This window comes from Streptomyces sp. IBSNAI002 (genome assembly GCF_052244475.1).
Classification (GTDB): domain Bacteria; phylum Actinomycetota; class Actinomycetes; order Streptomycetales; family Streptomycetaceae; genus Streptomyces.
Genome location: NZ_JBQPXG010000002.1, coordinates 4,968,158 through 4,992,676 on the forward strand (window position 1 = coordinate 4,968,158; position 24,519 = coordinate 4,992,676).

20 protein-coding genes are annotated in these 24,519 nt (G+C 73.3%); 14 read left to right on the forward strand and 6 right to left on the reverse strand.

Going from position 1 to position 24,519, the window contains the following annotated elements:
- Positions 1–207 precede the first annotated feature (207 nt).
- The 7 genes from ACTVZO_RS24100 (at position 208) to ACTVZO_RS24130 (ending at position 9,325) form a co-directional block, all read left to right on the forward strand.
- Positions 208–1,032, forward strand: a complete 825-nt coding sequence (locus tag ACTVZO_RS24100; RefSeq protein ID WP_443300363.1) for a TIGR03084 family metal-binding protein — start codon at positions 208–210, stop codon at positions 1,030–1,032.
- Positions 1,029–2,855 carry an acyclic terpene utilization AtuA family protein gene (locus tag ACTVZO_RS24105; RefSeq protein WP_443300364.1) on the forward strand — a complete coding sequence of 609 codons (1,827 nt, stop codon included), beginning with the start codon at positions 1,029–1,031 and terminating at the stop codon, positions 2,853–2,855. The genes ACTVZO_RS24100 and ACTVZO_RS24105 overlap by 4 nt, the downstream gene beginning before the upstream one ends.
- Positions 2,852–4,450 (forward strand): acyl-CoA carboxylase subunit beta, encoded by a 1,599-nt coding sequence (locus tag ACTVZO_RS24110; protein ID WP_443300365.1) that lies wholly within the window; start codon positions 2,852–2,854, stop codon positions 4,448–4,450. The genes ACTVZO_RS24105 and ACTVZO_RS24110 overlap by 4 nt, the downstream gene beginning before the upstream one ends.
- 8 nt (positions 4,451–4,458) lie before the next feature.
- Entirely contained in the window at positions 4,459–6,372 is a 1,914-nt protein-coding gene (locus ACTVZO_RS24115; RefSeq protein WP_443300366.1) for an ATP-binding protein, read from the forward strand.
- A complete protein-coding gene (locus ACTVZO_RS24120) occupies positions 6,369–7,532 on the forward strand; it encodes an acyl-CoA dehydrogenase family protein (RefSeq protein ID WP_443300367.1) in 1,164 nt (387 codons plus the stop codon). Before ACTVZO_RS24115 ends, ACTVZO_RS24120 begins: the two co-directional genes overlap by 4 nt.
- A gap of 432 nt (positions 7,533–7,964) precedes the next feature.
- Complete coding sequence (locus ACTVZO_RS24125; protein ID WP_443300368.1) at positions 7,965–8,702, forward strand: enoyl-CoA hydratase family protein; 738 nt, start codon at positions 7,965–7,967, stop codon at positions 8,700–8,702.
- Positions 8,690–9,325 (forward strand): TetR/AcrR family transcriptional regulator, encoded by a 636-nt coding sequence (locus ACTVZO_RS24130; protein WP_443300369.1) that lies wholly within the window; start codon positions 8,690–8,692, stop codon positions 9,323–9,325. Before ACTVZO_RS24125 ends, ACTVZO_RS24130 begins: the two co-directional genes overlap by 13 nt.
- Before the next feature lie 74 nt (positions 9,326–9,399).
- On the opposite strand, the gene ACTVZO_RS24135 is transcribed toward ACTVZO_RS24130, so the two are convergent.
- Entirely contained in the window at positions 9,400–10,506 is a 1,107-nt protein-coding gene (locus tag ACTVZO_RS24135) for a citrate synthase 2 (protein ID WP_443300370.1), read from the reverse strand.
- A gap of 200 nt (positions 10,507–10,706) precedes the next feature.
- Here ACTVZO_RS24135 and pdxH point away from each other — a divergent pair, with 200 nt between their 5' ends.
- Positions 10,707–11,378, forward strand: coding sequence for a pyridoxamine 5'-phosphate oxidase (gene pdxH / locus ACTVZO_RS24140; protein WP_443300371.1), 672 nt, complete (start codon positions 10,707–10,709; stop codon positions 11,376–11,378).
- A gap of 448 nt (positions 11,379–11,826) precedes the next feature.
- Complete coding sequence (locus tag ACTVZO_RS24145) at positions 11,827–13,149, forward strand: PAS domain-containing protein (protein ID WP_443300372.1); 1,323 nt, start codon at positions 11,827–11,829, stop codon at positions 13,147–13,149.
- 30 nt (positions 13,150–13,179) lie between these two features.
- Here ACTVZO_RS24145 and ACTVZO_RS24150 read toward each other — a convergent pair whose 3' ends face one another.
- On the reverse strand, positions 13,180–13,935 hold the full coding sequence (locus ACTVZO_RS24150) for an SIS domain-containing protein (protein WP_443300373.1): 756 nt from the start codon (positions 13,933–13,935) through the stop codon (positions 13,180–13,182).
- 235 nt (positions 13,936–14,170) lie between these two features.
- Here ACTVZO_RS24150 and ACTVZO_RS24155 point away from each other — a divergent pair, with 235 nt between their 5' ends.
- Positions 14,171–14,863 (forward strand): metal-dependent transcriptional regulator, encoded by a 693-nt coding sequence (locus ACTVZO_RS24155; protein ID WP_362303314.1) that lies wholly within the window; start codon positions 14,171–14,173, stop codon positions 14,861–14,863.
- Positions 14,864–15,210: 347 nt separating this feature from the next.
- Positions 15,211–16,092 carry an alpha/beta fold hydrolase gene (locus ACTVZO_RS24160; protein ID WP_443300374.1) on the forward strand — a complete coding sequence of 294 codons (882 nt, stop codon included), beginning with the start codon at positions 15,211–15,213 and terminating at the stop codon, positions 16,090–16,092.
- A gap of 84 nt (positions 16,093–16,176) precedes the next feature.
- On the opposite strand, the gene ACTVZO_RS24165 is transcribed toward ACTVZO_RS24160, so the two are convergent.
- From ACTVZO_RS24165 to ACTVZO_RS24175, 3 genes are all read right to left on the reverse strand, one after another.
- On the reverse strand, positions 16,177–17,814 hold the full coding sequence (locus tag ACTVZO_RS24165) for a transporter (protein ID WP_443300375.1): 1,638 nt from the start codon (positions 17,812–17,814) through the stop codon (positions 16,177–16,179).
- Positions 17,811–18,656 (reverse strand): ABC transporter ATP-binding protein, encoded by an 846-nt coding sequence (locus ACTVZO_RS24170; RefSeq protein WP_443300376.1) that lies wholly within the window; start codon positions 18,654–18,656, stop codon positions 17,811–17,813. Before ACTVZO_RS24170 ends, ACTVZO_RS24165 begins: the two co-directional genes overlap by 4 nt.
- Positions 18,657–18,921: 265 nt before the next feature.
- Positions 18,922–19,590: a bifunctional DNA primase/polymerase gene (locus tag ACTVZO_RS24175; protein WP_443300377.1), complete on the reverse strand. Its 669-nt coding sequence runs from the start codon at positions 19,588–19,590 to the stop codon at positions 18,922–18,924.
- Positions 19,591–19,822: 232 nt separating this feature from the next.
- Here ACTVZO_RS24175 and ACTVZO_RS24180 point away from each other — a divergent pair, with 232 nt between their 5' ends.
- The 3 genes from ACTVZO_RS24180 (at position 19,823) to ACTVZO_RS24190 (ending at position 23,097) form a co-directional block, all read left to right on the forward strand.
- Positions 19,823–21,205 (forward strand): transcriptional regulator, encoded by a 1,383-nt coding sequence (locus ACTVZO_RS24180; RefSeq protein ID WP_443300378.1) that lies wholly within the window; start codon positions 19,823–19,825, stop codon positions 21,203–21,205.
- Positions 21,206–21,310: 105 nt separating this feature from the next.
- Positions 21,311–22,642, forward strand: coding sequence for a hypothetical protein (locus ACTVZO_RS24185; RefSeq protein WP_443300379.1), 1,332 nt, complete (start codon positions 21,311–21,313; stop codon positions 22,640–22,642).
- Positions 22,639–23,097, forward strand: coding sequence for a hypothetical protein (locus tag ACTVZO_RS24190; RefSeq protein WP_443300380.1), 459 nt, complete (start codon positions 22,639–22,641; stop codon positions 23,095–23,097). The genes ACTVZO_RS24185 and ACTVZO_RS24190 overlap by 4 nt, the downstream gene beginning before the upstream one ends.
- Before the next feature lie 54 nt (positions 23,098–23,151).
- Here the strand turns inward: ACTVZO_RS24190 and ACTVZO_RS24195 are convergent, their stop codons facing one another.
- Positions 23,152–24,453: an ABC transporter substrate-binding protein gene (locus ACTVZO_RS24195; RefSeq protein WP_443300381.1), complete on the reverse strand. Its 1,302-nt coding sequence runs from the start codon at positions 24,451–24,453 to the stop codon at positions 23,152–23,154.
- Between the last annotated feature and the right edge of the window lie 66 nt (positions 24,454–24,519).

Consider the following 24,519-nt stretch of genomic DNA (forward strand, 5'->3'; position numbering starts at 1 on the left):
AATCGCCCCCGCCCGGTCGGGCCCGCCGGGCGGGCGCGCCGCCCGGAGACCGGCACCTGCCAGGAAAGGTCCGCAACTCCCCATCAACCGGACCTGGTTGGCGTGGCTGGCGGGAACGCGCCACCCTCCGGGAAAACCATGCAAGCGTGCTTGATTGTTTTGGCGGCGGCTGTCAGTGTTCCCCTCACGCCGAGAGGGGAGCACGCCGTGCCCGATCCGTCCGCCGTCGCCGCCACCGCTGCCGCCACCGCCGCCGTATGCGCGGACCTGCGTGAAGAGGGGCGCGAACTCGACGCCCTGGTCGGGGAGTTGTCCGCCCCCGACTGGGCCCTGCCCACACCCGCGCCCCGCTGGAGCATCGCCCACCAGATCGCCCACCTGCACTGGACCGACCGGGCCGCACTGCTCTCCCTCACCGACGCCGCCGGCTTCGGCCGCATGGTCGAGGAGGCGCTCGCGGCGCCCGACTCCTTCGTCGACGAGGGCGCGGAGGGGGGCGCGAAGCTGCCGCCCGACGAGCTGCTCGCCCGCTGGCGCTCCGGCCGCGCCGACCTCGACGCGGCGCTGGCCGTCGCCTCGCCCGACACCCGCTTCCCCTGGTACGGGCCGCCGATGAAGGCCGCCTCCATGGCGAGCGCCCGGCTGATGGAGACCTGGGCGCACGGCCAGGACGTCGCCGACGCGCTCGGCGTACGCCGCACGCCGACCGCCCGGCTGCGGCACGTCGCCCGGATCGGCGTACGGGCCCGCGACTACGCCTACGCGGTACGCGGACTGCCAGCGCCCGCCGAGGAGTTCCGGGTCGAGCTCGAGGCCCCGGACGGCTCCGGCCCGTGGACGTACGGGCCCCCGGACGCCCCGCAGCGGATCACCGGCCCGGCGCTCGACTTCTGCCTCCTGGTGACCCAGCGGGCCCACCGCTCCGACCTGGCCCTGACCGCGACCGGCCCCGACGCCGACCAGTGGCTCGGCATCGCGCAGGCCTTCGCCGGCCCGGCGGGCCCCGGCCGCGCCCCGGAGGCCTCCCGATGACGACCGGCCCCCTCGGCCCCCTCCGCCCCGGCACCCCGTACGACCCCCTCACCCCCCGTCGCCCGCTGCGCATCGGCAACGCCTCCGGCTTCTACGGGGACCGCTTCGACGCCCTGCGCGAGATGCTGACCGGCGGCCCGCTGGACGTGCTCACCGGGGACTACCTGGCCGAGCTGACGATGCTCATCCTCGGCCGCGACCGCCTGAAGAACCCGGACCTCGGCTACGCGAAGACCTTCCTGCGCCAGCTCGAGGAGGGGCTCGGGCTCGCGCACGAGCGGGGCGTACGGATCGTCACGAACGCGGGCGGCCTGAACCCGGCCGGACTGGCCGACGCGGTACGGGCGCTGGCCGCCAAGGCGGGAGTACCCGTCACCGTCGCGCACGTCGAGGGCGACGACCTGATGCCGTACGGGGAAGGGGCGCTGACCGCCAACGCCTACCTCGGCGGCGCCGGGATCACGGCCTGCCTGCGGGCGGGCGCGGACGTGGTCGTGACCGGCAGGGTCACGGACGCGGCGCTGGTCAGCGGCCCGGCGGCCTGGTGGTTCGACTGGGCGCCGGACGACTACGACCGGCTGGCGGGAGCGGTGGTCGCGGGCCACGTCCTGGAGTGCGGCACGCAGGCCACCGGAGGGAACTACTCCTTCTTCACCGCACACGACGTCCGCCACCCGGGCTTCCCCCTCGCGGAGGTCTCCGAGGACGGCTCCTCGGTGATCACCAAGCATCCGGGCACCGGCGGAGTCGTCTCGACCGGCACCGTCACCGCCCAACTCCTCTACGAAACCCAGGGCGTCCGCTACCTCGGCCCGGACGTCACCGCCCGCCTGGACACGGTCCGGCTCTCCGAGGACGGCCCCGACCGTGTCCGCGTCTCGGGCGTACTCGGCGAACCGCCCCCGGACACCCTCAAGGTGGGCGTCACCCGCATCGGGGGCTGGCGCAACGAGGTCGTCTTCGTCCTGACCGGCCTGGACGTCGAGGCGAAGGCGGCCCTGGTGCGCGCGCAGCTGTCCGAGGCGCTGGAGGGCGTCGCCGACGCGGCCTGGACGCTGTCCCGCACCGACCACGAGGACGCCCCGACGGAGGAGACGGCGAGCGCGCTGCTGCGGCTGGTGGTGCGGGACCCTTCCGCCGACCGGATCGGCCGTGAGCTGACCTCGGCGGCGATCGAGCTGGCCCTGGCCAGCTACCCGGGCTTCCACGTCACGTCCCCGCCGGGACCGGCCCAGCCGTACGGGGCCTTCGCCTCGGCCGCCGTTCCGGCGGGGCCGGTCCCCCACGTGGCGGTCCTCCCCGACGGCACCCGCCTCCCGATCCCGTCAGGGCTCCGCCCCGAACCCCGCGCCTCAAACGATCCGGCCCCTCCGGCGTTTGAGGAGCGGGGTCCTGGGCGGAGCCCCGGTCTCGGGAAGGGGCGGACAGGGGAGGGCCCCGCAGGGCCCACGACCCGGGCGCCCCTCGGCGCCGTGGCCGGGGCGCGCAGCGGCGACAAGGGCGGCGACGCCAACGTCGGCGTGTGGGTCGAATCGCCCGCCGCCTGGGAGTGGCTCCACCACACCCTCACGGCGGAGGTCCTCCAGGACCTGCTCCCCGAAGCCCGGGGCCTGCCCGTCACCCGCCACGCCCTCCCCAACCTCCGCGCCCTCAACTTCACCATCCCCGGCATCCTCGGCGACGGCGTCGCCTCCGGTCACCGCTTCGACCCCCAGGCCAAGGCCCTCGGCGAATGGCTCCGCGCCCGCCACCTCGACATCCCGACCCACCTGCTGCCCGAAGCCACGCCCCAAGAACCCGCCCCGGAGGGGACCGGCCCATGACCCGCCTCGGCACCACCGTCGACCCGCACGCCCCCGAGCACGCGCAGGCCCGAACCACCGCCCTGGAACGCCTCGCCGCCCTCGACACCGAGCACGCGAAGGCGCTCCAAGGCGGCGGCGAGAAGTACACGGCACGCCACAGGCAGCGCGGCAAGCTGCCGGCCCGCGAGCGCGTCGAGCTGCTCCTCGACCCGGACACCCCGTTCCTGGAGCTGTCCCCGCTCGCCGCCTGGGGCAGCGACTACCCCGTCGGCGCCTCCATGGTCACCGGAATCGGCACCGTCGAGGGCGTCCAGTGCCTGATCACCGCCAACGACCCCACCGTCCGCGGCGGCGCCAGCAACCCCTGGACCCTGAAGAAGGCGCTCCGGGCCAACGAGATCGCCCGGCAGAACCGTCTGCCCTGCATCAGCCTCGTGGAGTCCGGCGGCGCCGACCTTCCCTCCCAGAAGGAGATCTTCATCCCGGGCGGCGCGGTCTTCCGCGACCTCACCCGGCTGTCCGCCGAGGGGATCCCGACGATCGCCGTCGTCTTCGGCAACTCCACCGCCGGAGGCGCGTACATCCCCGGCATGTCCGACCACACCATCATGATCAAGGACCGGTCCAAGGTGTTCCTCGGCGGTCCGCCCCTGGTCAAGATGGCCACCGGCGAGGAGAGCGACGACGAGTCCCTCGGTGGAGCGGACATGCACGCCCGCACCTCCGGCCTCGCCGACTACTACGCCCTCGACGAGATGGACGCGATCCGCCAGGCCCGCCGCGTCGTCGCCCGCCTGAACCACCGCCCGGCGCACGCGGAGCCGCCCAAGGCCGAGGAGCCGAGGTACGACCCCGAAGAGCTCCTCGGGATCGTCCCGTCCGACCTGAAGACGCCCTTCGACCCGCGCGAGGTCATCGCCCGCATCGTCGACGCCTCCGACTTCGACGAGTTCAAGCCGCTGTACGGCACCAGCCTGGTGACCGGCTGGGCCACCCTCCACGGCTACCCGGTCGGCATCCTCGCCAACGCCCAGGGCGTGCTGTTCAGCGCCGAGTCGCAGAAGGCCGCCCAGTTCATCCAGCTCGCCAACCAGCGCGACATCCCCCTGCTCTTCCTCCACAACACCACCGGCTACATGGTCGGCAAGGAGTACGAGCAGGGCGGCATCGTCAAACACGGCGCGATGATGATCAACGCGGTCTCCAACTCCCGCGTCCCGCACCTGTCCGTGCTCATCGGGGCCTCCTACGGCGCCGGCCACTACGGCATGTGCGGCCGCGCCTACGAACCGCGCTTCCTCTTCGCCTGGCCCAGCGCCAAGTCCGCCGTCATGGGCCCCCAGCAGCTCGCCGGGGTGCTGTCGATCGTGGCCCGGCAGTCCGCCGCCGCCAAGGGACAGCCGTACGACGACGAGGCGGACGCAGGCATGCGCGCCTTCGTCGAGGCGCAGATCGAGTCCGAGTCCCTGCCGATGTTCCTGTCCGGGCGGCTGTACGACGACGGGGTCATCGACCCGCGCGACACCCGTACCGTCCTCGGCCTGTGCCTGTCGGCCGTCCACAACGCCCCCGTCGAGGGCGCCCGTGGCGGCTTCGGCGTCTTCCGGATGTGAGCCCGCACATGACCCAGCCGATCACCTCGCTGCTCGTCGCCAACCGCGGCGAGATCGCCGTACGGATCTTCCGCACCGCCCGAGCCCTGGGCCTGGCCACCGTTGCCGTCCACTCCGACCCCGACGAGCACGCCCTGCACGTACGCGACGCCGACGCGGCCGTACGCCTGCCCGGCGCCGCCCCCGCCGACACCTACCTGCGCGGCGACCTGATCATCAAGGCCGCGCTCGCCGCCGGGGCCGACGCGGTCCACCCCGGCTACGGCTTCCTCTCCGAGAACGCCGCCTTCGCCCACGAGGTCCGGGCCGCCGGACTGACCTGGATCGGCCCGCCGCCCGAGGCCATCGAGGCCATGGCCTCCAAGACCCGGGCCAAGGAGCTGATGCGCACCGCCGGCGTCCCGCTCCTCGAACCCGTCGACCCGGCCACCGCCACCGCAGCCGACCTGCCCCTGCTCCTCAAGGCCGCGGCCGGCGGCGGGGGCCGCGGCATGCGCGTGGTCCGCGACCTCGGCCAGCTGGCGGAGGCCCTCGACGCCGCCGCCGCCGAGGCCCGGTCGGCCTTCGGCGACGGCGAGGTCTTCGCCGAGCCCTACGTGGAGCGCGGCCGCCACGTCGAGGTGCAGATCCTCGCCGACGCCCACGGCACCGTCTGGGCGCTGGGCACCCGCGACTGCTCCCTCCAGCGGCGCCACCAGAAGGTCATCGAGGAGGCCCCGGCCCCCGGCCTGCCGGAAAGCCTGCGCGACAGCCTCCACGAGGCCGCCGTCACCGCCGCCCGCGCCGTCTCCTACCAGGGCGCCGGCACCGTCGAGTTCCTCGTCACCGCCGACGGACGCCCCTACTTCCTGGAGATGAACACCCGCCTCCAGGTCGAACACCCCGTCACCGAAGCCGTCTTCGGCCTCGACCTCGTCGCCCTCCAGCTGCGCGTCGCCGAGGGCGCGGCCCTGCCGCTCACACCCCCGGCCCCCGCCGGCCACGCCGTCGAAGCCCGCCTGTACGCGGAGGACCCCGCCCGGGACTGGCGCCCCCAGACCGGCGTCCTGCACACCCTCGCCGTGCCCGGCGAGGTCCGCGTCGACACCGGCTTCACCGACGGGGACGAGGTCGGCATCCACTACGACCCCATGCTCGCCAAGGTCGTCGCCCACGCCCCGACCCGCGCCGAGGCCGTACGCGTCCTCGCCCACGCCCTGGCCGGAGCCCGCATCCACGGGCTGACCACCAACCGCGAACTCCTCGTACGGTCCCTGCGCCATCCGGAGTTCGCGGCCGGACAGCCCGACACCGGCTTCTACGAACGCCATCTGCCCGCCCTCACCGAAGGGACCCCGGACGCCACCCTGTCCGCCCTGGCCGCTGCCCTCGCCGAAGCGGCCCCGGCCGAGGACGCCCCCCTGGCGGCACGCCTCGGCGGCTGGCGCAACGTCCGCTCCCAGCCCCGGACCCGCCGCTACACGGTGGCGGGCACCGAGTACCAGGCCGCCTACCACCCGGTGAGCCACCCGGGAGTCCGCGTACTGTCCGCCGGCCCCACCCTCGTCACCCTCGAAGTAGACGGCATCCGGCGCCTGTTCCACGTGAAACAAAATTCGAACAGCTCCGACCTGTACGTGGATTCCGTCCTCGGCTCCCACACCCTCACCCCCGTCCCCCGGTTCGCGGACCCCCAGGACCGCACCGAACCGGGCTCCCTCCTCGCCCCCATGCCCGGCACCGTCGTCCGCATCGCCGAGGGCCTCGCCCCCGGCGCCGCCGTCACCGCCGGGCAGCCCCTGCTCTGGCTGGAGGCCATGAAGATGGAGCACCGCATCCTCGCTCCCGCCTCCGGCACGCTCACCGCACTCCACGCCACCACGGGCCGGCAGGTCGAGTTCGGCGCCCTGCTCGCCGTAGTCCAGGAGGAAACGACGTCATGAGCACCGCCACCATCGAAACGCCCGAGCACAAGGCCCTGCGCACGGCGGTCGCCGCCCTGGGGCAGAAGTACGGCCGCGAGTACCTCGCCCGCGTCGCCCGCGAGGGCGGCCACCCCGACGAACTGTGGGCCGACGCCGCGAAGCTCGGCTACCTCGGCGTCAACCTGCCCGAGGAGTACGGCGGCGGGGGCGGCGGCATCGCCGAACTGTCCATCGTCCTCGAAGAACTCGGGGCCGCGGGCTGCCCCCTCCTCATGATGGTCGTATCACCCGCCATCTGCGGCACGGTCATCTCCCGCTTCGGCACCGACGACCAGAAGCGCATCTGGCTCCCCGGCCTCGCCGACGGCAGCCTCACCATGGCCTTCGGCATCACCGAACCCGACGCCGGATCCAACTCCCACCGCATCACCACCACCGCCCGCCGCGAGGGCGAAGACTGGATCCTCACCGGCCGCAAGGTCTTCATCTCCGGCGTGGACATCGCCGACGCCACCCTCATCGTCGGCCGCACCGAAGACGCCCGCTCCGGCCGCCTCAAGCCCTGCCTGTTCATCGTCCCGCGCGAGACCCCCGGCTTCTCCCGTTCGGTCATCGACATGGAACTCCAGGCCGCGGAGAAGCAGTTCGAACTGGTTCTGGACGACGTGCGCCTGCCCTCCTCTGCCCTGGTTGGCGACGAGGACGCGGGCCTGCTCCAGCTGTTCGCCGGCCTCAACCCCGAACGCATCATGACCGCCGCCTTCGCCATCGGCATGGGCCGCTACGCGCTCGCCAAGGCCGTCGCCTACGCCAAGACCCGCCAGGTGTGGAAGGACCCCATCGGCGCCCACCAGGCCCTGGCCCACCCCCTGGCCGCGGCCCACATCGAGCTGGAACTGGCCCGCCTGATGATGCAGAAGGCCGCGGCGCTGTACGACTCGGGCGACGACATGGCCGCCGGCGAGGCCGCGAACATGGCCAAGTACGCGGCCGGGGAGGCCTGCGTCCGTGCGGTGGACCAGTCCGTCCACACCCTCGGCGGCAACGGCCTCACCCGCGAATACGGCCTGGCTTCCCTGATCACCGCCTCCCGCGTGGCCCGCATCGCCCCGGTCAGCCGCGAGATGATCCTCAACTTCGTCTCCCACCAAACCCTGGGCCTCCCCAAGTCGTACTGACCCCGCCCCACGCCCGGGCTCCGGAAGCGGAACCGCGACGTGGTGGAGGGGAGTGGTGCCGCGCAGGGGTGTCCCCGCAGGACGAGCGCGCAACCGGGGCCGATGGCGTCGGACCGGCCTCGGTGCGCGAGCCGAGGAGACACCCCGGAGGGGCACCACGCACCGCCCCCACCCACCAGGCCCCACCCCCGCCGAGCCACCCGCAGGGGATGCGCCAGCCAAGCCACCCCCCGCCGAGCCACGCGCAGGGCGTACGCCAGCCAAGCCACCCCCCCGCCGAGCCACGCGCAGGGGATGCGCCAGCCAAGCCACCCACCGCCGAGCCACCCGCAGGGGATGCGGCAGCCGAACCACCACCGCCGAGCCGCCCGCAGGGCCACCGCATACCGTTGAGCCGCCCGCAGGGCCACCGCAGACCCCTCCGGAGGAGACATGGATCGACCCGTCCACGCCGCGCGAGCGACCGGCATCGCCACCCTCACCCTGGACTCCCCGGCCAACCGCAACGCCCTCTCCGCCGACCTCGTCGCAGACCTCCGCGCCGCGCTCGCCGACGCCGGGGCGGACCCGGCGGTCCGTGCCGTCCTGCTCACCCACACCGGCACCACCTTCTGCGCCGGGGCCGACCTCAAGTTCCCCTGCCCCCCGGCCGACTTCCTCGCCCTGCTCCGCGAGATCGCCGCACTGCCCAAGCCCGTACTCGCCCGCGTCACCGGCCACGTCCGGGCCGGCGGTCTCGGCCTGCTCGGCGTCTGCGACATCGCCGCCGCCGGGCCGCAGTCCTCGTACGCCTTCACCGAGACCCACCTCGGCCTGGCCCCCGCCGTGATCTCCATGCCGCTGCTCCCGCGCCTGGACCCGCGCGCCGCCGCCCGCTACTTCCTCACCGCCGAGGCCTTCGACGCCGCCGAAGCCACCCGCATCGGCCTGCTCACCCTGTACGCCGAAGACGTGGACGCCGCCCTGGAGCCGGTCCTCGCCGGCCTGCGCAAGGCCTCCCCGCAGGGCCTGGCCGCCACCAAGGCGCTGACCGCCGCCGCCGTACGCGAGACCCTGGACCGCGACGGGCCCCGCCTGACCGAGCTGTCCGCGGAGCTCTTCGGCTCGGCCGAGGCACGCGAGGGCATCACCGCCCGTTTCGAGCGCCGCGCCCCGTCGTGGTCGCTGTGACGGGCGCGGCCACGACCCAGGCGGCGGGCAAGGCCCCGGCCCCCGCCCCCAAGCAGGCCCGCAGCCGCGTCACCCGCCGCCACCTCCTCGAGGCCGCCGTCTCCTGCCTGGCGGAACACGGCTGGGCGGGCTCCACCGTCGGCGTCGTCGCCGAACGGGCCGGCGTCTCCCGCGGTGCGGCCCAGCACCACTTCCGCACCCGCGAGGACCTGTTCACCGCCGCCGTCGAGTACGTCGCCGAGGAGCGTTCCACGGCCCTGCGCGAGCTCTTCCACACCGGCCCGGCGGCCCGGGCCCGCCCCGCCGTGGTCGGGGCGCTCGTCGACCTCTACACGGGCACCCTGTTCCGGGCCGCCCTCCAGCTGTGGGTCGCCGCCTCCAACGAGGAGCAGCTGCGCCCGCGGGTCACCGAACTGGAGGCCCGGGTCGGCCGGGAGACCCACCGCATCGCCGTGGAGCTGCTGGGGGCGGACGAGTCCGTGCCGGGAGTACGGGAGACCGTGCAGGGCCTCCTCGACATGGCCCGCGGGCTCGGCCTGGCCAACGTGCTCACCGACGACACGGCCCGCCGCGACCGCGTGATCGCCCAGTGGGCCCGCATCCTCGACGCGGTCCTGGGCTGAGCCGGGCCCGGGCGCACGGAGGGCGCCGCACCCCGCGACGGGGTACGGCGCCCTCCGGGTGTGCGCCTCGCGGATCAGGCCGTGCCGGCGATGTCCGCGAAGCCCTCGATCTCCTGCGGGTCGCGCCGGCCGGGGCCGATGTAGCGGGCCGACGGCCGTACCAGGCGGCCCGTGCGCTTCTGCTCCAGGATGTGCGCCGACCAGCCGGCGGTGCGGGCGCAGCTGAACATCGAGGTGAACATGTGCGCCGGGACCTCCGCGAAGTCCAGCATGATCGCGGCCCAGAACTCCACGTTGGTGGCCAGCACCCGGTCGGGGCGGCGCGCGTGCAGCTCCTCCAGCGCGGCCTTCTCCAGCGCGGCGGCCACCTCGTAGCGCGGCGCGTCGAGCTCCTTGGCGGTGCGCCGCAGCACGCGCGCACGCGGGTCCTCGGCGCGGTAGACGCGGTGCCCGAAGCCCATCAGCCGCTCGCCCTTGTCCAGGGCCTTCTTCACGTACGCCACGGCGTCGCCGGTGCGCTCGATCTCCTCGATCATGCCGAGCACCCGCGAGGGAGCCCCGCCGTGCAGCGGCCCGGACATCGCGCCGACGGCGCCCGACAGGGCCGCCGCCACGTCCGCACCGGTGGAGGCGATGACCCGCGCGGTGAAGGTGGAGGCGTTCATGCCGTGCTCGGCGGCCGAGGTCCAGTACGCGTCGACGGCCTTGACGTGCTTGGGATCCGGCTCGCCCCGCCAGCGGATCATGAACCGCTCGACGACGGACTCCGCCTTGTCGATCTCCCGCTGCGGGACCATGGGCAGGCCCTGGCCGCGGGCCGACTGGGCGACGTACGACAGCGCCATGACGGCCGCGCGGGCGAGGTCGTCGCGGGCGGTCTGCTCGTCGATGTCCAGGAGCGGTTTCAGCCCCCACACCGGGGCGAGCATGGCCAGCGCGGACTGCACGTCGACCCGGATGTCACCGGAGTGGACGGGGATCGGGAAGGGCTCGGCGGCGGGCAGGCCCGGGTTGAACGCACCGTCGACCAGCAGGCCCCACACGTTCCCGAAGGACACGTGCCCGACGAGGTCTTCGATGTCGACGCCGCGGTAGCGGAGCGCACCGCCTTCCTTGTCGGGTTCGGCGATCTCCGTCTCGAACGCGACGACCCCTTCGAGCCCGGGTACGAAGTCGGACATCAGGCGGCTCCTCAGATAGTGCGAACACGCGCGGCTCCCGGCGTGATTCGCGGTCCGGCGCGGTCATCCCCGTTGATGCCCGGCACGGCCGATGGTCATCCGTGCGGGGACCCTCGGACCGGCCCCAAGATTTTGTCCGTTCCGGCCGGACTGCGGAAGCGTGACATACGGCACACCCCCGGCAGGCGCACTGCGGCAGGATGGCCGGCGTGACCCATCAGGACCTTGATCCCGCCCTCATGCGCAAGCAGTACCGCTCCGAGATCGTGCCCGAGGAGAGCCTCGCCGACGATCCCATGGACCAGTTCGCGCGATGGTTCCAGCAGGCCGCCGTCGCGCACGTCTTCGAGCCCAACGCGATGATCGTCTCGACCGCCACTGCCGGGGGCCGCCCGAGTTCCCGCACGGTGCTGCTGAAGCAGTTCGACGCGCGCGGCTTCGTCTTCTACACCAATTACGGCTCCCGCAAGGGCCGTGACCTCGCCGAGAACCCGCAGATCGGCCTGCTGTTCCCCTGGCACCCCATCGCCCGCCAGGTCATCGTGACCGGCACCGCCGCCCGGGTCGGCCGAGACGAGACGGCCGCGTACTTCCGCTCCCGCCCGCACGGCTCGCAGCTGGGCGCCTGGGCGAGCGACCAGTCGCAGGTGATCGCCTCGCGCGCCGAGCTGGACCGCCGCTACGCGGAGCTGGAGGAGCGCTACCCGGAGGGCGAGCAGGTCCCCGTCCCGCCGGAGTGGGGCGGTTTCCGGGTGGTCCCGGACGAGGTGGAGTTCTGGCAGGGCCACGAGAACCGCCTCCACGACCGCCTGCGGTACGTGCGCGACGGTGCGGACGCCGCCAAGTGGCGCGTCGAGCGGCTCTGCCCGTAGGTCCGCGGAGCCCACGGGCCCGCGGTGCCCGGAAAAGCAGGCGACCCGCGGGCTCGGGTCCCTCCCCCTGCAGTGGGGAGGGGCCGGCCGGACGTACCGGCAAGCCCGCGGGTCGGGTGACTGCTTGGGATTGGCGCCTGGCGTTCCCGCCGGGCACCGCACTGGGTGCGTGCGACGACGGGCGCTTTAGCCCGCAGCCACCTCACGCGTCCGGTTTCCGTACATTTCGGGAACCACCTCCCTTCTCGTGTACGGCAGAGCCTAGGAGCCTGTCCGGCGGCGCACAACCCGATTATTTTCCGGACCCGCCCGAGAACCCCGTCCGTTCCGCCGCTCCGGCCGAAACGGATCATTACGGGGTATTCGGGGGAACGGGGTGTGGGCTGCGTCACGTTCCAGTTCAATGATCTGACGTGCCGCACACGCGAACACCTGCTGGGGGTGCCAGGTGACTGCTTCCGGACGTGACGAGACCACCGACGACGATCTGCTCGCAGCGCTGCTGGACGGGATGGACGCCGCCCTGTGCGCGTTCGACTCCGACGGCGTGATCACCCACTGGAACCGCGAGGCCGAGCGGATCCTCGGCTGGTCGGCCGCCGAGGCCGTGGGGCGCAAGGGCTTCGAGGGCTGGGCGGTACGGGCCGCCGACGCGCAGGACGTGCACGAGCGGCTCATGTCCGCCCAGGAGGTGCCGGGCCGACAGGTGCACGAGTTCGCGCTGGTGACCAAGGACGGCGGACGCGTTCTCGTACGCACCCAGTCCGCCGGGGTGCCCGGCGCGGACGGAAAGCCGGCCGGGGTGTACTGCGCCTTCAGCGAGGTGCACGCACAGATCGACCTGGAGCGGTCCATCGCGCTGAGCGAGGCCCTGCTGGAGGACGCGGCGTGGGGCGTCGTCCTCGTCGACGTCGACCTGCGGCCCGCCGTGGTCAACGCGCACGCCGCGCGCGCCCTGGGCGCCGGGCGCACCGCGCTGCTCGGCCGCCCGCTCGGGGAACTGCTCCTCCAGGGCGTGGAGGAACTGGAAGGCGCCCTCCAGCACGTGCTCGCCGAGGGGGCGCCGCCCGCCCCCGTGGAGCTGTGGGTGTCCGTGCGGACGCCGGAGGGCGCGCGGCGCCGGTGCCTGCGGTGCGGGTTCCTGCGGCTGGCCTCGCCGCTCGCGGAGGAGCCGGTGCCGCTCGGGGTCGGCTGGCTGTTCCAGGACGTCACCGAGGCCCGGCAGGCCCAGCTGGACACCGCGCAGCTGCGGTTCCGCTCCCACCAGCTGCACCGCGCGGGCCGGGCCGCCGCCGAGTGCGAGGACCCGGCGGAGGCGGCGGCCGTCCGCCTGGACTTCGCCCTCGCGGGCTTCGCCGAGCACGCGCTGCTGGACGTACTGGACCCCTCGGCCGGTCCCGAGCGGCGCCGGCTCGTACGCTCCGCCGTCTCGCCGCCCGCGCTGCCTGGGCCCGGGGCGATCCCCGTGCGGTACGAGGCCGGGCACCCCGCGCTCCAGGCGCTGGACCGGATCGGCTCGGTGCGCACAAGCGCCCCGCGCGGGGCGGCGGACCCGGAATGGGCGCGGGCCCGTCACTGGCCCGAGGGCGCGGCGCACGTGCTGTGCACGGTGCTGCGCAGCCGGGGGCGGACCCTGGGAGCCGTGACCTTCGTACGAGGGCCCTCGCGGGCCGCCTTCGAGGGGCCGGACGCGGCCTACGCGGAGGAGGTCGCGGGCCGTATCGCCGCCGACCTCGACCTGGCGGCGGGGACGGGGGCGCGTGCCCGGTAGCCGCCGCCGGCGGGGTCCGCAGGAGGCGGCCTAGTGGCGGAAGAAGATGCGGTCGCCGTACTCCTGCATCACGCGGCCGTTCCACTCGTGGCCGCCGTCGACGTTGCCCGAGCGCAGCAGCGGCGGCTCGATCCCGCGGGCCGCGAGCTCGCCGGCCGCCGCGGCCATGACCGCCTGCATGATCGCGCTGGTCACGACGGTGGAGGCGGGGGCGAAGGGCGCGGCGATGCCGTCGAGGCTCAGCTCGGCGTCGCCGACCGCGATCTTGCTGTCGAGGACCACGTCGCAGTGGTCCTTCAGGAAGCTCCCGGAGACGTGCCGCGATTTGGTCCCGGTCGCGTACGCCACCGAGGTCACGCCGATCACCTTGAGGCCGATGGCGCGGGCGTTCATGGCCATCTCCACCGGCAGCGCGTTGCGCCCGGAGAGGGAGATGATCACGAGGACGTCGCCGTCGGAGGCGGGGCTGCTGTCCAGGACGGCGCCGGCGAGGCCGTCGACCCGTTCCAGCGCACTGCCGAGCGTCGCGGGCATGACATCGATGCCGGCCGTGCCCGGGACCGCGAGGAAGTTCATCAGGGCCAGCCCGCCGGCCCGGTAGACCACGTCCTGGGCGGGCAGCGAGGAGTGCCCGGCACCGAAGGCGAACAACCGGTTCCCGCCGGCCACGGCGTCGGCGACGAGGGTGCCGGCCTCGGCGATCTGCGAGGCCTCCTCGTCGCGCACCCGCTCCAGCAGGCCGATGGCTGCGTCGAAGAACTGACCGGCCAGCTTGCTCTCGCTCATACGCCGATGGCCTTCCGGGGGTCGGGGCGGGTTGACGGGGTGGGTCCGTGTCCGCCGCTCACCGTGCGGTCTGGACCAAGGGCGTGTCAATACGAACGTCAATCCCGGGGAAGATCTCCGCCGCCGGTGTCGCGGAGATGTCCGGGAGAGGGCTTGACGCTCGGTACGGGACGGTTCCCCGCCCGATGCGTCAGAATTGGGGGCAGGGCCAGCGCACGCAATCCGAGGGGCACGAATGTCCGGACTGATCGACACCACGGAGATGTATCTCCGCACCATCCTTGAGCTGGAAGAGGAAGGTGTGGTCCCCATGCGCGCCCGTATCGCCGAGCGGCTCGACCAGAGCGGTCCGACGGTGAGCCAGACGGTGGCGCGTATGGAGCGGGACGGCCTGGTGGCCGTGGCAAGCGACCGGCACCTGGAGCTGACGGAGGAGGGGCGCCGGCTGGCGACGCGCGTGATGCGCAAGCACCGGCTGGCCGAGTGTCTGCTCGTCGACGTCATCGGCCTGGAGTGGGAGCAGGTGCACGCCGAGGCCTGCCGGTGGGAGCACGTGATGAGCGAGGCGGTGGAGCGGCGGGTGCTGGAGCTGCTGCGTCACCCGACCGAGTCGCCGTACGGCAACCCGATCCCGGGCCTGGAGGAGCTGGGGGAGAAGGCCGAGGCCGACCCGTTCCTGGAGGACGGCATGGTCAGCCTCAACGAGCTGGACCCGGGCGTCGACGGCAAGACCGTGGTCGTGCGCCGGATCGGCGAGCCGATCCAGACGGACGCCCAGCTGATGTACACGCTGCGTCGGGCGGGCGTGCAGCCCGGCTCGGTGGTGAGCGTGACCGAGTCCCCGGGCGGGGTCCTGGTCGGCAGCGGCGGCGAGGCCGCCGAGCTGGACGCGGAGGTCGCCTCGCACGTGTTCGTGGCGAAGCGCTGATCCGTTCCGGTGCGGGCGTCTGGTGCGGGCGTCTGATGTAGGCGCCTGGTGTGGACGTCTGGTGTAGACGTCTGATGTGGACGTTCGATGTGTGGATGTGGTCGGTCCCGGCGCCTTGCGGCGCCGGGACCGGTCCTCCCCTTGTGACCTGGAGCCCCGAGCTCTCAAGGTCGTCCCCTTCGAACCGTCTTCCCCGAGCGGCTCGCCTCCCTGTTGAAAGGATCTCCATCGGCAGCGGCGGCCAATCCTTGAGCAAGGTCACTCGAAAGAGCGGTGTTGTCGGCGAGACGCCCGTTTTCGAATGCGGGTTCGATAGTCTGGCCGGGAGCGAAGGGGGTGCATCTGCGGTGGTACAGCGCATCGATGTGACAGGGGCCGATGGTGTACGCCTGGCCGCCTGGGAGTTCCGCGAAGCGGACCCCGCGCCCGCGGCCCGGCCCGCAGGGCCGGACTCCCGCCCCGCCGTGCTCTTACTCCACGGGCTGATGGGCCGTGCCTTCCACTGGGCCGGCACCGCCCGCTGGCTCGGCGGGCACCGCCGCGTCATCGCCCTGGACCAGCGCGGACACGGCCAGAGCGACCGCCCTGCGCACGGCCCCTACACGCGCGAGGCGTTCGTGGCCGACGCGGAGGCCGTCGTCGAGCAGCTCGGCCTCGCCCCCGTGACCCTGATCGGCCATTCCATGGGCGCCCTCACCGCCTGGCAGCTCGCGGCCCGCCGCCCCGACCTCGTCGAAGCCGTGGTCATCTGCGACATGCGTGCCTCGGCCCTCGGCGAAGCCTCGCAGCAGGAGTGGGCGGACTGGTTCCACCGCTGGCCGCTGCCCTTCCCCACCCAGGACGCGGCGCGCCGCTGGTTCGGCGAGGACGACCCCCGGGTGGAACGCCCCGACCCCGGCCGCGGTGCCTTCTTCGCCGAGGTCATGCACGAGGCCCAGGACGGCTGGCGCCCGCTGTTCTCCCGCCGCCAGATGCTGACGGCCCGCGAGACATGGGTGCACGACGCCCACTGGGAGGAACTGGCCCAGGTCCGCTGCCCCACCCTGGTCGTCCGCGGCCTGGACGGCGAACTCGGCCGGGCCGAAGCCCAGGAAATGGTCCGCGTCCTCCCGGCAGGCCAGTACGCCGAAATCCCCGACGCGGGCCACTACCTCCACTACGACCAGCCGACGGCCCTCCGCGCGGCCTTGGAACCGTTCCTGGAGGACATCAAGACGCTGAGGCTGTGAGGGGGGTTGGCCTCCGGGGTTGGGGTCGGGCTTCGGGGGCCTGATCAGCCTCCGCCGGAATCAGGCCCCGCAGTACCCGAAGCCTTACCCCTTGCTAACCGCCGTCAGGATCTCCGGCAGTCGGCGTGCCACCACCGGGGCTGCCAGGCGCAGGCCCGACCAGGTGGCCAGGGCGCCCCAGGCCGCGCCGACGGGGAGTACCAGCCAGGACACGTCCTGGAGGTCCGCCACGTTGAGCCAGATCGTCAGGGCGATCACCGGGGCGCAGAGCAGGGCCGACGCCAGCAGGCCGAGGAAGATGCTCATCCAGGCGAGTCCCGCCTGGCCGGGGGCGACGTTCTTGAACGCGCCTTCCGTCGGGATCGAGTACGGGTACCGCGCCGAGGCCAGCGCGCCCGTGCTGAGCATCGCCCCGACCAGTGCCAGTGCCACGCCCAGCGCCGCCGGGAAGCCGGCCCAGTTGTCGACCAGGGCGGCCGTCACCACGGTCACGAAGACCGTGTACGGGACGATGACCAGGGCCAGCGCGGCGGCCCGCGCCCGCAGTTCCAGGTAGGCCTCGTGCGGGGTGGAGAGGGTCTGGGCGACCATCCAGAACGCCGAGGTGTCCTGTCCGAACTGGTTGTACATCTGGACGCCGAGCATGCCGGCGCCGAAGCAGGCCAGGTAGAGCGAGCCGGTGCCCTGGAGGGCGTTGAAGACCGGGATGATCAGGCCGATCGCCAGGGCCGTCACGAACGCCGACTTCGTCTTCGGGTCGCGGACGGCGTAGCGCAGGGTCCGCTGCATGACGGCGCCCGTCCGGCCGGCCGGCAGCAGGGCCCAGAAGCCGCGCTCGGCGCGGTTCTTCTCCGGCTTGGCGGCCGTGAGGGTCGAACCGTCCGGGGTGACCATCAGCTTGGTCAGGCTGCGCTCCCAGAACCAGAGCAGCAGGGCCAGGGCGCCTAGCGTGAGGGCCAGTTGGGCCGCGGCCTGCCCGTACGAGCCCTTGCTCGCGGAGTCGACCATGCCGACGGCGGTCGCCGGCGGCAGCCACCGCACCACCGCCTCGGCCGGTTCCAGCTGGGACAGTCCGCCGCTCTGGAACAGGCGCTGGCTGGCGAAGTTGGCGAGCTGCGCGCCCACCGCGATCAGCAGGCCGCTGAGCAGCGCCAGGTCCCGCCCCTTGCGGCTGGTCAGCAGGCGTACGTTGGCCGTGGCCACGGCGCGGGCGAGGGCCACGCAGCCCACGAGGAGCAGCGGTGCGGCCACCACCGCGGCCGCCACCCCGCCGGCGCCGCGGGCGACCGCTATGACCGAGCCGATCGCCAGGCACAGGGTGAACAGCGGACCGATGCCGACCAGTGAGGAGGCCAGCAGGGCCCGTACGAGAGGACGCGGGCGCAGCGGCAGCATGACCAGCCGGCTCGGGTCGAGGGTCTCGTCCCCGGTGGGGAAGAACAGGGGCATGAAGGTCCAGCCGAGCGCCAGGATCGCGGCCAGTAGGACGACGACCGTGCCGGCGTGGGCGTTGCCGTGCAGCATGGCCAGGCCGAGCGTGACGAAGAAGCCGACGACCACCGCGAAGACCAGTGAGCTGATCCAGGCGGCCTTGCGCTTGGAGGAGCCCTTCAGCCCGTTGCGCAGCAGCGACAGCTTCAGCCGGACGAACACCGGGGTCAGCGAGGCGCCGTCGGCGGGGGCGGGAGAGGCGGGGGAGGCGGAGGAGGTGACCGCGGTCATCGGGTGTCCGCCGTTCCGGAGCCGCCGCCCAGCCAGTCCAGGGAGTCCCCGGCGGCGTCGCGCCCGTGGGCGCCGACCAGTTCGAGGAAGGCGGCCTGGAGGGTGGGCGCGGAGCCCCGTACGTCGGCCAGCGGGCCCGCGGCGCGGATCCGTCCGGCGGCCATGACGGCCACCCAGTCGCAGAGGGACTCGACGAGCTCCATCACGTGGGAGGAGAAGACGACCGTGGCGCCGGACGCGGTGTAGCGCTCCAGCACTCCGCGGATGGTCTGCGCGGACACGGGGTCCACGCCCTCGAACGGCTCGTCCAGGAAGAGGACTTCGGGGTTGTGCAGCAGGGCGGCCGCGAGGCCGATCTTCTTGCGCATGCCCGTCGAGTAGTCCACGACCAGTTTGTGCTGCGAGCCGGCCAGGTCCAGGACGTCCAGCAGCTGCGTCGCGCGCTTGTCGGTCTCCTCGCCCGGCAGTCCCCGCAGCCGGCCCATGTAGCCGAGCAGTTCGCGTCCGGAGAGCCGCTCGAAGAGCCGCAGTCCTTCGGGGAGTACGCCGATCCGCGACTTCACGTCGACCGGGTCCGCCCAGACGTCGCGTCCGGCGACGAGGACCCGCCCCATGTCCGGGCGCAGCAGCCCGGTCACCATCGACAGGGTCGTCGTCTTGCCCGCGCCGTTGGGGCCCACGAGACCGATGAACTTGCCCGCGGGCAGCTCCAGGTCGATCCCGGCGACGGCCACCTGCTCGCCGAAGCGCTTCCACAGGCCTTCCACCCGTACGGCGGACGGCGCGGGTCGCGCGCCACCCGTCTCGTACGTCCCACCCGTCGCATCACCCTGGTCCGGCATGCGCCTGCCTCTCGTCACACGTCCCCGTTGGTCGTTCCGTCTTCACCATAGGAGGAGGGGGAGAGGCTTGAGCAGTTACTTATGTCATGAGTTTCCGGTCAGCAATGTACTGACAACGTCCCAGGTCGGCGCCGTTCCAGCGGCCTCCCGCCAGCTCTCCGACGGCTCTCCGACAGCTCTGCGACGGCTTCCCGGTGACCCTGTGACGACCCTCTGAGGGCTTTCCGGTGAGGGCTTTGTGGCGGCCCGGGCCCGGGCCGCCGGATCAGCCCTGGCGGCGCTTGCGTTCGGCGGCGGCCTCGCTGCCGCACGCGTACGCCAGGGCGTCGATCAGCTCCTCGGTGTCGGGCAGCCACCGGTTGGCCGGAGTGGGGCGCCGGGCCCACTGGACCGAGCCGCGGCCGCCGTAGCGGGTGGGCGGGGCGGCCACGTACTCACCCTCGCCCCGGGCGACGAGGTCGATCGCCGACGGCGTCCAGCCCAGCTTGCGCACGAGGTCGGGCACCTTGGCTCCGGCGCCCGGCAGGACGAAGAACAGCATCCGGTGGTCGGGGGTGAGGGTGACGGGCCCGAGCGTGCGCTCCATCCGCTCCAGCCGTGCGAGGGCCAGGAATCCGGCCGAGTCCGGGACGTCCAGCGCGTCGAAGGTCCGGCCCGTCGGCATGAGGATCGAGGCTCCCGGGTGCCGGCCCCAGATCTGCCGGACCCGCACCGCGCTGCCGGTGGCCTGCGCCGCCCAGTCCTTCACCACCGGGTGCGCGCCCGGAGCCGGGCAGTCCGCCGCCCCGCAGGAGCACAGCTCGCGCCCGTCTCCCGCCTCCAGCCAGGTGCCGGCGAAGACATCCCAGTGCCGTTCTTCCGCGTACCGCACGGCATGGTCCAGCAGCTGCTCGCCGCGCTGCTTGGGGATGGGTGCGGTCTCCGTGACTCCCATGGTCTCTTCCACGCCCATCACAACTCCGCGGGTCACCTGGGGTTACGGGCGTAAACCGGCCGGTGGGCGGAGCATCGATCCTGCATACGGGGCGCACCGATGCACGGGCGGGGGCGCGTAGGAGCCCGGGGCGCCGCTGCTGGGTAGCGACACGACGCAGAGCGGAAGATTCTCCGCACATCAGGCGGGAAGTGATCATTCCAACGATCACCCGCGGCCTCAGGGGGTTTTCATGGCAGCCAGGCCTCTCGTTGCCCGCCAGCCGAACGAACGGCTGCAGGCACTCATCCAGGAAGCCGGGTGCTCCAACGCCGGGCTCGCCCGGCGGGTCAACATGTGCGGGGCGGAACACGGCCTCGACCTCCGCTACGACAAGACCTCCGTGGCCCGTTGGCTGCGGGGCCAGCAGCCGCGCGGCCGGGCGCCCGGGATCATCGCCGAGGCGCTCGGACGCAAACTCGGCCGGACCGTCACCATCGACGAGATCGGCATGGCCAACGGCAAGAACCTCGCCTCCGGCGTCGGCCTGCAGTTCTCCCCGACCGTCGTCGGCGCGATCGAGCAGGTCTGTGAGCTGTGGCGCAGCGACGTGGGGCGCCGCGACTTCCTGGCGGGCTCGAGCGTCGCCGCGTCCGCGCTCGTCGAGCCGAGCCGCGACTGGCTGATCACGGGCGCCGACCCGCAGGTGGCGCGCAGCGGCGGCTCGCGCGTCGGGATGTCCGACGTCGAGGCGGTACGGGCCACCACGGAGGCCCTCAAGGAGCTCGACCACCGCTTCGGCAGCGGGCACGTGCGGCCGGTGGTGGTGCACTACCTGAACTCCGTGGTGTCCGGGCTGATCGGCGGCTCGTACCGGGAGCACGTCGGGCGGGCGCTGTTCGGAGCGGTGGCGCGGCTGACGGAGCTCGCGGGCTACATGGCGGTGGACACGGGCCAGCCGGGCCTGGCCCAGCGTTACTACATCCAGGCGCTGCGCCTCGCACAGGCGGCCGGTGACCGTTCGTACGGGGGTTACGTGCTCGCGGCGTCGATGAGCCACCTCGCCGCCGAGCTGGGCAACCCGCGGGAGATCGCTCAGCTGGCACGGGCCGCGCAGGAGGGCACGCGGGGCCAGGTCACTCCGCGCGTGGAGGCGATGTTCTACGCCGCCGAGGCGCGCGGGCACGCGCTGCTCGGCGACAACCGGGCGACGGCGGTGCTGTCGTCGCGGGCCGTCACGGCGCTGGAGCGGGCGGAGCCGGAGTCGGGTGACGACCCGGTGTGGATCCGCCACTTCGACCAGGCGTACCTCGCGGACGAGCTGGCGCACTGTCACCGGGACCTGGGGCAGGCGGACGCGGCGGCCCGGCAGGCGGCGGAGGCGCTGCGGGGCCTCCCGGAGGGCAAGGCGCGGCGCCGGGCCATCGGCCTGCTGCTGCTGGCGGCGGCGCAGGTCCAGCAGCGGGAGGTCGAACAGGCCTGCCAGACGGCCACCCAGGCGTCGGATCTGCTGTCTGGCCTGCGCTCGACCCGGGGCGCGGAGTACCTGGACGACTTCCGGGTGCGGCTGGAGCCGTACGCGCAGGAAGCGTCCGTCAGGGAGTTCACGGCCCGGCTGGAGGCGCGCGTCGCGTAGTGCCGTGGCCGGGAAGGTTGCCGGGTGGCCTCCCGGTCGCGGTGCGTGACCGGGTAGCGTGACCGACGGTTCCGTAGGTTCGGGCGAGTCGGAGAAGGAGACCCGGTGACGGAGAACGGACAGGGGAGCGCCCCCCAGCCGGGTGCCCCGTGGGGTCCGGAGCCCGCGTACGGCTACCCGCAGCACCCCGATGACCCGCAGCACCCCGACTACCCGCAGCAGCAGCCCCCGCAGGCGCCGCCGCAGCCCGAGGCGGGCCCGGGGCACGTGGTGGGCCCCGGCTACGAGGGGCCCGGCGATCCGCACGGCTACGGCTACCCGCCGCTGCCCGAGGCGGTCACCCAGTACATCCCGCCCGTACCGGCGGCCCCCGCGCACGGGGAGGCCGCCACGCAGTACATCCCGCCGGTGCCGGCGGCCCCCGCGGCCTCCGCGCACGAGGAGGCGGCGACCCAGTACATCCCGCCGGTGCCCGCGGCTCCGGCGCACGGGGAGGCGGCGACCCAGTACCTGCCGCCCGTGCCCGCGGCCCCCGCGCACGGGGAGGCCGCCACGCAGTACCTGCCGCCCGTGCCGGCCGGTCCCGCGGCAGGCGGGCCCGGACCCTTCGACGGGCTGTTCCGCGGCGACGCTCCCCCGGCTGCCGCCGGTCCCGCCGGCGGGACCGCCCAGCACCTGCCGCCGGTCCCGCCGCGCTCCTACCCGCCGCGCGGGCAGCGCCCCGTACCGCCGCCGCAGCAGCACCACCAGCCGCACCAGAACCCGCAGTTCGCGCCGTCCCAGCCCCCGCCCCCGCCGGAGTCATCCCGCAGGGTGTCGCCCGCGGTCATCGGCGCCGTGGTCATCGGCCTGGTCGTGGCCGGTCTGGGCGTCGGCTCGCTGCTCGGCGACGGCAAGCCGCAGAACAACGACCCGGCCGCGGTGCCCCCCGCGCCCGCCGCGAGCGGCGGCTCGGCGGCGCCCGCCGGCGAGGCCCCCGTCGACCCGGGCCGCCCGCAGGCCGTCCAGCTGGACAAGCTCCTCGCGGACAGCAACGACAGCCGGGCCTCGGTGATCAAGGCCGTGGAGGACATCAAGTCCTGCAGCAACCTCGACCAGGCGGCCGCCGACCTGCGCGACGCGGCCCGCCAGCGCGAGGAGCTCGTCACCCGCCTCCGGGAGCTGAAGGTGGACCAGCTCCCCGACCACGCGAAGCTGACCGCGGCGCTCACCAAGGCCTGGCAGTCCTCGGCGAACGCCGACAACAGCTACGCCGCCTGGGCGGACGACGTGGACGACGACAAGTGCAAGGACGGCAAGGCGAAGAGCACCGACAACGCCGTCGCCGGCAACAAGGCGAGCGGCGAGGCGACGAAGGCCAAGGACTCGGCCGCGACCCTGTGGAACACCATCGCGGCCAAGTACGCCCTCACCAAGCGCGACAAGTCGCAGCTGTGAGCCGGACGTCCCTGTGGCGGCAGCTCTTCGGCGGTGAGCAGCCCGGTACCGGGACCGGGACCGCCGCCGGGGCCGCCGAGGCCTCCGGCGCCGAGCCGATGACCTTCGCCCGGGTCACGGCGCCCCTGGCCGAGAACATGTCCGCGATCGACGGGGACTTCAGCATGGAGGGCATTCAGAAGCTGGGGAACCCCGTTCCGATGCTGGTCGAGAACAGCGGGGACGAGCTCCTGGAGCTGTGGCTGGAGCCGTTCGGCCAGGACTACTGGCTGCGGCCCGGCGAGCAGTTCACCGTGACCTCGTACGGCACCTGGCACGACCGCCCCTTCGAGCTGGCCCACCGCCCCGGTCAGATCCAGATCTGGGCCTGCTCGTGCTTCGCCACGGTCACGTACCCCGACGGCACCGAGGTCCCCGGCGGACATCAGCGGCCGGACGGCATGTACGGCACGTAGGGCATGTACGGCACGTACGGCACATGGGCCAGGTAAGGGGCATACGGCTCCCGGTCACGCCGCGCGCGGGGCCTGCTCCAGCGTCGCCGTCATGTCCATCGTCTGCTCGCCCTCCTGGGCGACGAGCCGGCCCGCCTGTACGACCTGGAAGGTGACCCGGCCGTTGACGATGCGGGGGAAGCCGGCGACGGCGCGCATGTCCTGGTAGCGCCAGCTCAGATCCGGGGTGAGGCCTCCGGTGCCGACGGCCTCCGACTGGTTGAGCGACCGCGTGATCTTGCGGGCGGTGATGTCCTCGCCTGCCTTGAAGCGCTTCACGACCTCGTTCAGCACCGTGTACGCGATCCAGGTGGTCTGCGTCCCGCTGTCGTCGGCGTCGACCCCGTCGTCGCCGAAGGCGTGGTCGGCGATCACCTTGCGCATCGGGTCCCAGAGCGGGTCGGCGGCCACCGGGTACCAGCTGGTCAGGAGCGCACCCTCGAAGGGGCTCTCCTTGCCGCCGGTGCGGTCCACGAGGGACTGGCTCACGCTGCCGAGGACCGAGGAGATCTGCGGCTTCTTGTTCTGGGCGTCGGCGCGGCGGAAGGCGTCGAAGAAGGTCTCGGTGCGCTCGCCGAGCACGGCGGTCACACACCCCTTGGCCTTCTCCTTCTCCTTCTCCTTGGCTCCCGCGGTCGTGGCGGTGTCGGCGAGGGCCTCGCGGGCCTGCGCCGAGAAGTCCGCGGAGTCCTCGGCGGCCCGGATGTCGGAGGCGTCGGCGATCTTGTTGGCCTTGAGCCCGGCGTTCAGCAGGATCGGCATCGAGTCGCCCGCGAGGGTGTCGGGGCGGACCAGCGAGACCTGGGTGCAGGCGCGGCCCAGCTGGTGGCCGGCGCCGGCGAGGAGGACGGGCTGGCCGCCGTTGACGGGGTAGGACAGGATCGACTGGAACTCCTCGGAGGAGACGCCGTAGCCCCCGATGAACGGGATGCCCTCGGCCTCCAGCGGGGCCATGAAGGCGCGTCCGTGCTGGCTGTAGGAGCCGACGACGGCCACGGCCCTCTCGTTGACGGCTTTGCGGGCGCAGTCGGCGGCGCCGCTGGGCGTGTTGTTCTCGTTGCAGGTCAGGACGCGCAGCTTGCGTCCGTTGATGCCGCCCTTGGAGTTGACCCAGCGCTCGTACGCCTTGGCCATGCCGGTCATTCCGGGCATGTTGGTCGCTTTGGTGCCTTCGGGGGCGAACGTCATGACCGTGAGGGTCTGCCCGGAGCCCCCCGAGTCGCCCGGGAGCACCCCGCATCCGGCGGCGAGACACGCAGCGATCGCCGTGGCCAGGAAGGTGTGGGAGAGGGTTGCTGTGTGTCGCCGATCGGTCATGTCCATGCACCATTCCGCCCCACGGGTAACTGAAGAGTGAGGGGTTCACAACATCCGGTGACGTGA

Bases quoted from the DNA above. Each gene is read 5' to 3' on its own strand.
- ACTVZO_RS24170 (WP_443300376.1), bottom strand. From the start codon at position 18,656: ATGCCGGACCAGGGTGATGCGACGGGTGGGACGTACGAGACGGGTGGC.
- pdxH (WP_443300371.1), top strand. From the start codon at position 10,707: ATGGCCGGCGTGACCCATCAGGACCTTGATCCCGCCCTCATGCGCAAG.
- ACTVZO_RS24135 (WP_443300370.1), bottom strand. From the start codon at position 10,506: ATGTCCGACTTCGTACCCGGGCTCGAAGGGGTCGTCGCGTTCGAGACG.
- ACTVZO_RS24180 (WP_443300378.1), top strand. From the start codon at position 19,823: ATGGCAGCCAGGCCTCTCGTTGCCCGCCAGCCGAACGAACGGCTGCAG.
- ACTVZO_RS24155 (WP_362303314.1), top strand. From the start codon at position 14,171: ATGTCCGGACTGATCGACACCACGGAGATGTATCTCCGCACCATCCTT.
- ACTVZO_RS24175 (WP_443300377.1), bottom strand. From the start codon at position 19,590: ATGGGAGTCACGGAGACCGCACCCATCCCCAAGCAGCGCGGCGAGCAG.
- ACTVZO_RS24105 (WP_443300364.1), top strand. From the start codon at position 1,029: ATGACGACCGGCCCCCTCGGCCCCCTCCGCCCCGGCACCCCGTACGAC.
- ACTVZO_RS24125 (WP_443300368.1), top strand. From the start codon at position 7,965: ATGGATCGACCCGTCCACGCCGCGCGAGCGACCGGCATCGCCACCCTC.
- ACTVZO_RS24115 (WP_443300366.1), top strand. From the start codon at position 4,459: ATGACCCAGCCGATCACCTCGCTGCTCGTCGCCAACCGCGGCGAGATC.
- ACTVZO_RS24150 (WP_443300373.1), bottom strand. From the start codon at position 13,935: ATGAGCGAGAGCAAGCTGGCCGGTCAGTTCTTCGACGCAGCCATCGGC.
- ACTVZO_RS24165 (WP_443300375.1), bottom strand. From the start codon at position 17,814: ATGACCGCGGTCACCTCCTCCGCCTCCCCCGCCTCTCCCGCCCCCGCC.
- ACTVZO_RS24120 (WP_443300367.1), top strand. From the start codon at position 6,369: ATGAGCACCGCCACCATCGAAACGCCCGAGCACAAGGCCCTGCGCACG.
- ACTVZO_RS24195 (WP_443300381.1), bottom strand. From the start codon at position 24,453: ATGACCGATCGGCGACACACAGCAACCCTCTCCCACACCTTCCTGGCC.
- ACTVZO_RS24110 (WP_443300365.1), top strand. From the start codon at position 2,852: ATGACCCGCCTCGGCACCACCGTCGACCCGCACGCCCCCGAGCACGCG.